The sequence below is a fragment of the Lutibacter sp. genome (assembly GCF_013041805.1).
In the GTDB taxonomy this organism is placed as follows: domain Bacteria; phylum Bacteroidota; class Bacteroidia; order Flavobacteriales; family Flavobacteriaceae; genus Lutibacter.
Window position 1 is genome coordinate 51,702 of the sequence record NZ_JABDRI010000001.1, and the last position, 10,480, is coordinate 62,181.

Genomic DNA, 10,480 nt, shown 5'->3' on the forward strand with positions numbered 1-10,480 from the left:
TTAAGCAAAAAAAAAATATAGTATTGAAAGCTAAAACGTTTTCGTGCTAAAAATCAATGATATAAATCATAAAAATCTGATGGAAAATCAGTAAATTTGTGACCTCATTTTAAGAAAAAAATAATATAATTAATATAAAGTTAAATTAACGATGGAGATGAAACAAACAGACAAAAGAGTCTATAAATTTGGAGGCAAAACAGCTGACGGAAATAGCACTATGAAAAACCTATTAGGTGGTAAAGGAGCTAACCTTGCTGAAATGTGTTTAATAGGAGTACCTGTTCCTCCAGGATTTACAATTACAACTGATACTTGTACGGAATATAATAAATTAGGAAAAGAACAAGTTGTTGCCTTACTAAAAGATGAAGTTGAAGCTGCAGTTGCAAATGTAGAAAACTTAATGGGTACAAAATTTGGAAGCAATGAAAACCCTTGTTTACTATCAGTTCGTTCTGGTGCAAGAGTTTCAATGCCAGGAATGATGGATACTGTACTTAACTTAGGTATGAATGATAATTCTATACAAGGTCTTATCGCAAAAACTGGAAATGCCCGCTTTGCTTGGGATTCATATAGACGTTTTGTACAAATGTTTGGTGGTGTTGTTTTAGGTGTTGGTGCATTATCAAAAGAAGATCATGATCCATTTGAAGAAATTATTGATAAAGCTAAGGAAACAAAAGGTGTAGAATTAGATACTGATTTAGATGTTGAAGACTTAAAACAAATGGTAGCTGATTTTAAAGCTGCTTGTGTTGCTCAAACCGGAGAGCCTTTCCCTGAAGATCCTTGGGATCAATTATGGGGAAGTGTTACAGCTGTATTCGATAGCTGGATGAACCCAAGAGCTAAATACTATAGAAATATGAATGGTTACCCAGAAGAATGGGGAACTGCTGTAAACGTTCAAGCAATGGTTTATGGTAATATGGGTGATAACTCAGGAACCGGTGTTGCCTTTACAAGAGATGCTGCTACTGGTGAAAATATCTTTAATGGTGAGTATTTAATCAACGCACAAGGTGAAGATGTTGTTGCTGGAGTTAGAACACCTCAACAAATTACACTTGAAGGTTCAAAAAGATGGGCTGTTTTAGCTGGAGTTTCTGAAGAAGATAGAAAATCGAAATTTCCTTCTTTAGAAGAATTAATGCCAGTTATTTATAAGGAGTTAAATGAAACTCAAGACATTCTTGATAGACATTATAATGATATGCAAGATTTAGAGTTTACCATTCAAGACGGAAAGCTTTGGATGTTACAAACTCGTAATGGTAAACGTACTGCTGCTGCAATGGTAAAAATTGCAATGGATTTACTTCATGAAGGCAGAATTGATGAGAAAAAAGCAGTTATGATGCAAGAACCTGCAAAATTAGATGAACTTTTACATCCAGTTTTTGATGGTGACGCAATAAAAGCAGCTAAAGTTTTAGCAAAAGGTTTACCTGCATCTCCTGGGGCTGCAACTGGACAAATTGTATTTTTTGCCGATGAAGCGAATAAATATCCAGTATCAATTCTTGTTAGAGTTGAAACTTCTCCTGAAGATTTAGAAGGAATGAACATTGCCAAAGGTATTTTAACTGCTCGTGGAGGTATGACATCTCACGCAGCTGTTGTTGCTCGTGGAATGGGTAAATGTTGTGTTTCAGGAGCTGGAACAGTTCAAATAAATTATAAAACTAGAGTTATGACCATTGAAGGTCAAGAATTTAAAGAAGGAGATTGGATTTCTTTAAATGGATCTACTGGTGAAGTTTATGAAGGTAAAATTGGAACCAAAGATGCTGAATTAAGTGGTGACTTTGGAAACATTATGAAATTGGCTGATAAATTCAGAACTCTAAATGTTAGAACAAATGCTGAAACCGAAAGAGAATGTAAAGTAGCAGTTGAATTTGGTGCTGAAGGTATTGGTCTTTGTAGAACAGAGCACATGTTCTTTGAAGGTGAACGTTTAGTGCGTATGCGTGAAATGATTTTAGCAGAAGATGAAGCAGGAAGAAGAGAGGCATTAGATAAATTACTACCAATTCAACGTAAAGATTTTAAAGGTGTATTTGCTGCTATGGCAGGTTTACCTGTAACAGTTCGTTTATTAGATCCACCTTTACATGAGTTTGTTCCTCACGAGGAAGAAAATCAAAAGGAAATGGCTGCTGAAATGGGCATTTCTGTAGAAGCTATTAAACAAAAAGTGGAGGACTTGCACGAATTTAACCCAATGCTAGGTCATAGAGGTTGTAGATTAGGAAATACATATCCTGAAATTACTGAGATGCAAGCTAGAGCTATTATTGAAGCTGCAATGGAATTAAAAGCTGAGGGTGTAAAAACATTCCCAGAAATAATGATTCCACTTATTGGAACTGTTAAAGAATTCAAATTACAAGAAGAAATAGTAAGAAGCGTTGCTGCTGAGGTATTTGCTGAAAAAGGTGATTCTATTGAGTACTTAGTAGGAACAATGATTGAAATTCCACGTGCTGCATTAACGGCCGATCAAATTGCTGAAGTAGCTGAGTTTTTCTCTTTTGGAACTAACGATTTAACTCAAATGGGATTCGGATATTCTCGTGATGATGCTGGTAAATTCTTACCAATCTATATTGAAAAAGGAATTTTAAAAGCTGATCCTTTCCAAGTACTAGATCAAGAAGGAATTGGGCAATTAGTAGAAATGGGAACATCAAAAGGACGTTCAACAAATGCTAAACTTAAAGTAGGTATTTGTGGAGAACACGGTGGTGAACCAAGTTCTGTTGAATTCTGTCATAGAGTAGGAATGAATTATGTTAGTTGTTCACCTTTTAGAGTGCCAATCGCACGTTTAGCTGCTGCACAAGCTGCTCTTAGAGAAGCATAAACAACTTTTTTATATACTATTAAAAACTCCAGCTTTTCGAAGTTGGAGTTTTTTTTATAACTCAATTCAATTATCTTCGCACTATGATTAAAGTTGTAATTCTTGGAGGAGGCAATGTGGCTTATCACTTGACTAATGAGTTCTTAAAAAACACTTCTGTAAAACTGGTTCAAGTTTATAATAGAAATCTTATAAATATTGAATATCTAAAAAACAAAACTTCAATTACAAATCGTATTACTGAATTAAAAGATGCTGATATTTATATTATTGCTGTCTCAGATAACGCAATTACTCAGCTTTCTTCAAAATTAAGTTTACCCAATAAATTAGTTGTTCATACTTCCGGAAGTTCAGGAATAAAAGATTTGTATTCTAGTTCAAATAAGGGTGTTTTTTATCCGCTTCAATCTTTTTCAAAAAATAGTTTGCTTAACTTTTTAGAAATACCTATTTGTATTGAAGCTGAAAATGAAGATGATGAAATGCTACTTGAAAAGTTAGCTAAATCAATTTCAACTAATTGCTATAAAATTAATTCAGAGCAACGAAAATATTTACACATGGCTGCTGTTTTTGTAAATAATTTTGTAAACCATCTTTATCAATTAGGAAATGAAATTTGTGAAGAAAATAAAGTCCCTTTTGAAATATTACTTCCTATAATTAAAGAAACTGCAAATAAAATAGTTGAATTATCACCTTATGAAGCGCAAACCGGACCTGCAAAACGTAATGATACCAAAACTATTGAAAAGCAACAGTCACTTTTAACAGCTAATAAACAAGAAATATATACCTTGCTTTCAAAATCAATTTATAAAACATATGGAGAAAAGTTATAAAGAAATAATGCCCCAAATTACAACACTTATTTTTGATGTTGATGGAGTACTAACAAATGGAGTAGTAACAATTTTTCCTGATGGAGAAATGGTAAGAAATATGAATATTAAAGACGGATATGCCCTTAAAACTGCTATAAAAGCAGGCTTTAATGTATGTATAATTTCAGGTGGAACAAATGAAGCCGTTAGAAAACGTTTTGAAACTCTTGGAATTACTGATGTTTATCTAGGTGCCCACAATAAATTAATTCAATTTAATGAATATATAAACCTTCATAATATTAATCCGAAACAAATTTTATATATGGGAGATGATATTCCAGACTATCCAGTGATGAAAGAAGTTGGATTACCTTGCTGCCCTAAAGATGCTGCTCCTGAAATTCAAGAAATAGCTGCTTATATTTCTCATAAAAAGGGTGGTACTGGCTGTGTTCGTGATGTTATAGAGCAAGTTCTAAAAGTTCAAGATAAATGGGATGGACAATTTGATGCAAAGTATGATTAAATTAGTAAGTATGTATAAATCTTCTTTTAACTTCATAGTAATTGTGCTTACCATAAGCTTTAGCAGTTATTCTCAATCCATTTTTGGAAAATGGAAAACTATTGATGATGAAACTGGAAAAGAAAAATCCATTGTTGAAATTTATCAATCAAGAGATGGTAAAGCTTATGCCAAAATTCTTGAATTATTAGAAAAAGATAAGCAAGATAAGTTATGTACAAATTGCAAAGGTAAATACAAAAATAGACCTATTAAAGGCTTGGAAATTATAAATGGCCTAATTAAAGATGATGATGAATGGAATGGTGCTAAAATTTTAGACCCAAAAACAGGTAAAGAATATAAATGTATAATCTCTTTAGAAGAGCCAACCAAATTAAAAGTTAGAGGTTATATTGGATTTGCTTTAATTGGACGCACCCAATATTGGCATAAAGTTGAAAATTAGTTTTAAAAACTTTAATTTTTTTTCTTCAACATAGGAACAAATCTAAATTTCCCTAATTCAAGTTTTTCGAAATCTTTCTCCGCTGTTCTAGTAAATAAAGTCATTATTTGAACATCATCGCCAATAGGAATAACTAACCTTCCTCCTATCTTTAGCTGACTTAGTAATGCTTTTGGAACCATTGGAGCTCCTGCTGTAACGATAATTCCATCAAAAGGAGCATTTTCTGGTAACCCCTTATATCCATCACCAAAAACCATTTTTTTTGGATTATAACCAATTTTAGGTAAGAACAATATTGTTTTTTTAAACAAATCTTTTTGTCTCTCAATGGTATACACTTTTGCACCCATTTCAATCAAAACTGCAGTTTGATAACCAGAACCAGTACCAATTTCTAAAATTAAATCTCCCTGACTAACTTTTAACAACTCTGTTTGAAAAGCAACTGTATAAGGCTGAGAAATTGTTTGCTCTGCAGCAATTGGAAAGGCTTTGTCTTGATATGCAAAATCTGCAAATCCTGAATCCATAAATAAATGCCGAGGTACTGCAGCAATTGCTTTTAATACATTCTTATCCTTGATGCCTTTCTCTTCTATAGTTTTTACTAATTGATTTCTAAGACCTTGATGTTTATGTGTATCCTTCACTAATTATTAAAATTTGAGTTGTTAAAAATAGGAATAAATGCTTAAAGATGCTTACTTTTGTGTATCAAAAAAAAATATTCTTATGATGCTAAAAGCTGGAGTTTTAGGTGCTGGACATCTTGGTAAAATTCATTTAAAATTATTAAACCAATCAAAAAAATATAATCTAATTGGTTTTTACGACCCTATAAAAGAAAATGCCGAAAAAGTTGAAAAAGAATTTGGCTACAAAGCTTTTAATTCAATACAAGAACTAATTAATGCTGTGGATGTTGTAGATATTGTAACTCCTACCCTCTCTCATTTTGATTGTGCAAAAGAAGCAATTGAAAAAGGAAAACATATCTTTATTGAAAAGCCTATCACTAAAACTGTTGAAGAAGCTGATGCTCTAATTGAGCTTTCAAAAAAATATAATGTAAAAGGTCAAGTTGGACACGTAGAACGTTTTAACCCAGCATTTACTGCCGTAAAAAACTCAATTACAAATCCAATGTTTATTGAAACACATCGATTGGCTGAATTTAACCCAAGAGGAACTGATGTGCCTGTTGTATTAGATTTAATGATACATGATATAGATATTATTTTAAGTGTTGTTAAATCAAAGGTGAAAAATGTGAATGCAAGCGGTGTTTCTGTTATTAGTGATACCCCTGATATTGCAAATGCACGCATTGAATTTGAAAATGGTTGCGTTGCAAATTTAACTGCTAGTCGAATTTCATTAAAAAATATGCGTAAGTCACGTTTCTTTCAAAAAGATGCATACATAGCGGTAGATTTCTTTGAAAAGGCTACAGAAGTGGTTAGAATGAAAGATGCGCCTAAAAAACCTGGTGATTTTGATATGATTTTACAAAATGCTGAAGGTGTTAAAAAACAAATCTATTTTGAAAATCCAACAATTGAAAACAATAATGCAATTTTAGACGAATTAGAAACGTTTGCAGATGCTATTAACAACAATACAAGTCCAATTGTTACTTTACAACAAGGCACCGAAGCATTAAGAGTTGCACAAATGATTATAAACGATTTTTAATATGACGATCTTTCAAGTTGATGCATTTAACAATCAGCTATTTAAAGGAAATCCTGCTGCAGTTATTCCTTTAGAAAAATGGATTTCCGATGAACTGATGCAATCTATTGCAGAAGAAAATAATTTATCTGAAACAGTTTTTTTTGTAAAAAATGAACATTCCTTTAACATTAGATGGTTCACACCTGCATGTGAAGTTGATTTATGTGGACATGCAACGCTAGCTGCCGCTCATATTATATTTACTGAATTAAATTATGCTGAAAACATGTTAGAATTTAATTCTAAAAGTGGAAAATTAACCGTTAAAAAAAATGAAGATTGGTATACTCTAAATTTCCCATCTGAAGAAATTAATGAAATAAAAACTCCAACCTATTTAGAAGAAGCTTTAAATATTCCAATTTTAAAAACGTACAAAGGAAAATGGAAATTATTGATAGAGCTAGAAAATGAAAAAGATATTTTAAATTTGACTCCAAATTTTAGCCTTTTATCAAAATTAGAGTCAGATGGAATTATTGTTACTTCAAAAGGTACAAACGTTGATTTTGTTTCTCGTTTTTTTGCTCCTAAACTAAATATAAATGAAGATCCTGTAACTGGTTCTGCCCACACATTATTAATACCGTTTTGGGCTAAAAAATTAAATAAAACTACTTTAAATGCTATTCAGCTATCAAAAAGAGTTGGTATTTTAAAATGTAATTATTTCAATGACAGAGTAGAAATGAGTGGTCAAGCAGTTACTTATTTAAAAGGAGAATTAACATTAAAACTATAAATTATGAAAAATATAGCTATAATTGGAGCGGGTACAATGGGTAATGGAATTGCACATGTTTTTGCTCAAAACAATTACAAAGTACATTTAATTGATATTTCACAACAAGCTTTAGATAAAGGAATAGCAACTATTACTAAAAATTTAGATCGTCTTTTAGTAAAAGAACGTATTACCGAAGAAATTAAATCAACAACCTTAAATAATATTAAAACTTTCACATCTATTCCTGAAGGAGTGAAAAATGCAGATTTAGTTGTTGAAGCCGCTACAGAAAATGTTGATTTAAAATTAAAAATATTCAAACAATTAGATAATGAAGCTCCAATAAATGCAATTTTAGCAACCAATACATCTTCAATTTCAATTACTAAAATTGCTGCCGTGACAAAACGACCTGAAAAAGTAATTGGAATGCATTTTATGAATCCTGTTCCAATTATGAAATTAGTTGAAATTATTAGAGGTTACAATACATCTGATGAAGTAACTAAATCAATTATGGATCTTTCAGTAAGCTTAAAAAAAGTACCTGTTGAAGTTAACGATTATCCAGGATTTGTAGCGAATCGTATTCTAATGCCAATGCTTAACGAAGCTATAGAGACTTTATATAATGGTGTTGCAGGAGTTTATGAAATTGATACGGTTATGAAGTTAGGAATGGCTCATCCAATGGGACCTTTACAACTAGCTGACTTTATTGGTCTGGATGTTTGCTTATCTATATTAAATGTAATGTATGACGGATTTAAAAATCCAAAATACGCACCGTGCCCTTTATTAGTAAATATGGTGCAAGCTGGAAAACTTGGAATTAAATCTGGTGAAGGTTTTTACGATTATTCGGAATCAAGAAAAGCCGAAGTTATTTCGAGACAATTTAAATAAAAAAGAGCCGCAAATTGCGGCTCTTTTTTTATAAATATTTCAAGAAAAAATCCATCATATTTTCTTTCAATTCATAATGCATTTTTACAAAAGTTGCCATTTCATCTTTTAACATTACTTGTTTTTCTTGAAATACAACCTCAGCATTATTTTCAAATTTAGATTGAGCTAGTTCTCTCTTCTTCATTCTAATTCTATGCCTTAAATGACCCATAACTTCACGTTCACGGATTATTTTATTTTGAAACCCTTCTAATTGTATCATAACTTCACTTCCAAGGTTACGAATTGCAATATGCTCTAATTTTTCTTCAAAATAATCCATTTCACTTTCTTGAAACTTCAACTCTCTTTTCCAAACATCTAAGTTGAAGTTTAGATCACTTAAGTAAATTAACTGACTTTCCATACGCTATCTGCTTTTTAAATTTTATATGCTATAAATTTCTAAATTATTTTTTACTTTTCCGCTGATAAAAATCATATGAATTCGTTAAATCATAAAAAATAGTTTTATCAAAAGGACATTATAAAGATATAAAAAAAGCGTTCTAATTTAACTTAAAACGCTTTTTAAATTTATATAAAAATCAACTATTAATTATTCTGATCTTCTTCATCTTCTTTTTTAGAAGTTTTATTCCATATTTTTATTTCATCTTCTAATGTAACTCCTGAAATAATTTCAACATTAATTCCATCCGAAATACCTAGTTCAACGTCTCTTTTTTCAAATTCCTGATCTCCGATTTTAACCTCAACAAAAGGCGTTTCTGTTTTTTTATCAAATTGTAATAACGCTTCTTTAATTGATAAAACACTATCCTTTTTTTCTAAAATGATATCTGCATTTGCACTATAACCTGCACGTACAAAAAATTCATCATCTAATGTGACATCTCCTTTTATTTTAAATTGAACTGCTCCATTCTCTTCAGTTCCTTTTGGTGCAATAAAATTTAATTTTGCAGGATATTTTTTCTTTTCAATAGCTCCTAATGAAACTTCTAAAACAGTACCATTTTTAATTTTTCCAACTTCTGCTTCATCCACTTTCCCTTCAAAAATCATTTTCGTCATATCAGCAATCGTTGCAATAGTAGTACCTGCATTAAATGTATTGCTTTCAATTACTTGGGTTCCTTTCCTCACAGGAATTTCTAAAATTGTCCCAGAAATTTGAGCTCTCACATCAGTATTCGCAGTTTTTCCCATTCCTGCAGCTGAACCTTTTTGAATAATTTGTAAATTATTTTTTGAATTTATTAATTCTTGTTTTGAACTATTAAAATTTAATTCAGCATTTTCAAATTCTTGTCTCGAAATAACACCCTTTTCAAAGAGTCCTTTATTTCTTTCAAACAAAATTTCTGTATTATCGTATCTCAATTGTGCATTTTTAACATTCCCTTGTGCACTGTTTAACGATTGTACATTAGGAACCACTCTAATAGTAGCTATTAAGTCCCCTATATTTACTTGTGCCCCTTCTTCTACGAAAATTTTCTCTACAATTCCAGAAACTATAGGTTTGATTTCAGCTTCTTCTAATGGAACTACTTTCCCCGTAGCAACCGTTTTTCTAACGATATTGGTCTTAAATGCTTTTTCAGTTTCATATTGAATTGGAGATTTACTATTCTTTGCGCCAAACCACAATAAAACAGCTATTAATGCTACTCCTATGGATCCAAAAATTAATGTTTTTTTCATTAGTGTTGATTTTCAGTTTATTTACTTTTATTTTTTATTCTTCTCTTAATGCTTCTATTGGTCTAATACTTACTGCTGTTTGCGCAGGTATCATTCCAATTAAGGTACCTAATACCACTAAAGTTACAGCAGCAATTAAAACCACAGGAATATCAACCGTTGGGTTTGTTAAGGCTGCTTCAGGCCCTTTTCCTATAGTGTTATCAATTAACATGAGCACTAAACCACCAAATATTATTCCTAAAGCTCCAGCAACACTAGTTAAGAATACTGATTCTAAAATAATTTGTCGTTTAATTTCCCAAGGTTTTGCACCTAATGCACGTCTAATTCCAATTTCTTTTGTTCTTTCTTTTACAGTTATCAATAAAATAGCCCCTATTGCAAAAACTCCTGCAATTAACGTAAATATACCTACAAACCATGTTAAAAATTGCATCCCTGTTAAAAAGCCTGTTACTTGGGAAATTCTCTCTCCTAAATTAAAACTTCCAAAAGCCCGTTCATCATTTGGATGAACTTTATGTAAATTTTTTAATAATAATTTAACATCTGCTTCTATTTGTGTAATATCGTGATCCATATCACCTGTAATCATCATCCATCCAATACTATCACCTCTATTATACACTTGTTGAAAGGTTGTAAACGGAATATGTATATTACCTTGTGGACCTCCACCTCCTATTTGTCCTGACTTATACATACCTACTAC

At 31.4% G+C, this 10,480-nt stretch carries 11 protein-coding genes; 7 read left to right on the plus strand and 4 right to left on the minus strand.

Features of this window, described 5'->3' with window-relative positions; all coding sequences use genetic code 11:
* Positions 1–151: 151 nt before the first annotated feature.
* The 4 genes from ppdK to HKP59_RS00195 all read left to right on the plus strand — a co-directional run bounded on the left by ppdK (position 152) and on the right by HKP59_RS00195 (position 4,679).
* Positions 152–2,875, plus strand: coding sequence for a pyruvate, phosphate dikinase (ppdK, locus tag HKP59_RS00180; protein ID WP_291802441.1), 2,724 nt, complete (start codon positions 152–154; stop codon positions 2,873–2,875).
* An 83-nt stretch (positions 2,876–2,958) separates the two neighbouring features.
* The gene (locus HKP59_RS00185; RefSeq protein WP_291802442.1) at positions 2,959–3,720 is read left to right on the plus strand and encodes a Rossmann-like and DUF2520 domain-containing protein; all 762 of its coding nucleotides are present in this window, start codon (positions 2,959–2,961) and stop codon (positions 3,718–3,720) included.
* Entirely contained in the window at positions 3,704–4,231 is a 528-nt protein-coding gene (locus HKP59_RS00190; RefSeq protein WP_291802443.1) for an HAD family hydrolase, read from the plus strand. Before HKP59_RS00185 ends, HKP59_RS00190 begins: the two co-directional genes overlap by 17 nt.
* The gene (locus HKP59_RS00195) at positions 4,224–4,679 is read left to right on the plus strand and encodes a DUF2147 domain-containing protein (protein ID WP_291802444.1); all 456 of its coding nucleotides are present in this window, start codon (positions 4,224–4,226) and stop codon (positions 4,677–4,679) included. Before HKP59_RS00190 ends, HKP59_RS00195 begins: the two co-directional genes overlap by 8 nt.
* Positions 4,680–4,690: 11 nt before the next feature.
* On the opposite strand, the gene HKP59_RS00200 is transcribed toward HKP59_RS00195, so the two are convergent.
* Entirely contained in the window at positions 4,691–5,332 is a 642-nt protein-coding gene (locus HKP59_RS00200) for a protein-L-isoaspartate(D-aspartate) O-methyltransferase (RefSeq protein ID WP_291802445.1), read from the minus strand.
* A gap of 85 nt (positions 5,333–5,417) precedes the next feature.
* Between HKP59_RS00200 and HKP59_RS00205 the strand changes: the two genes are divergently transcribed.
* From HKP59_RS00205 to HKP59_RS00215, 3 genes are read left to right on the plus strand one after another with little or no spacing between them, the layout of a single operon-like run.
* Positions 5,418–6,377: a Gfo/Idh/MocA family oxidoreductase gene (locus HKP59_RS00205; protein ID WP_291802456.1), complete on the plus strand. Its 960-nt coding sequence runs from the start codon at positions 5,418–5,420 to the stop codon at positions 6,375–6,377.
* 1 nt (position 6,378) lies between these two features.
* Positions 6,379–7,161 carry a PhzF family phenazine biosynthesis protein gene (locus HKP59_RS00210; RefSeq protein ID WP_291802447.1) on the plus strand — a complete coding sequence of 261 codons (783 nt, stop codon included), beginning with the start codon at positions 6,379–6,381 and terminating at the stop codon, positions 7,159–7,161.
* 3 nt (positions 7,162–7,164) lie between these two features.
* Positions 7,165–8,052: a 3-hydroxybutyryl-CoA dehydrogenase gene (locus HKP59_RS00215; RefSeq protein WP_291802450.1), complete on the plus strand. Its 888-nt coding sequence runs from the start codon at positions 7,165–7,167 to the stop codon at positions 8,050–8,052.
* Between the two features lie 28 nt (positions 8,053–8,080).
* On the opposite strand, the gene HKP59_RS00220 is transcribed toward HKP59_RS00215, so the two are convergent.
* The 3 genes from HKP59_RS00220 to HKP59_RS00230 form a co-directional block, all read right to left on the minus strand.
* Positions 8,081–8,461, minus strand: coding sequence for a hypothetical protein (locus tag HKP59_RS00220; protein WP_291802451.1), 381 nt, complete (start codon positions 8,459–8,461; stop codon positions 8,081–8,083).
* A gap of 188 nt (positions 8,462–8,649) precedes the next feature.
* The gene (locus tag HKP59_RS00225) at positions 8,650–9,765 is read right to left on the minus strand and encodes an efflux RND transporter periplasmic adaptor subunit (protein ID WP_291802453.1); all 1,116 of its coding nucleotides are present in this window, start codon (positions 9,763–9,765) and stop codon (positions 8,650–8,652) included.
* A gap of 34 nt (positions 9,766–9,799) precedes the next feature.
* Positions 9,800–10,480: ABC transporter permease (locus HKP59_RS00230; protein ID WP_291802454.1), on the minus strand; the 681-nt coding region annotated here is incomplete at its 5' end.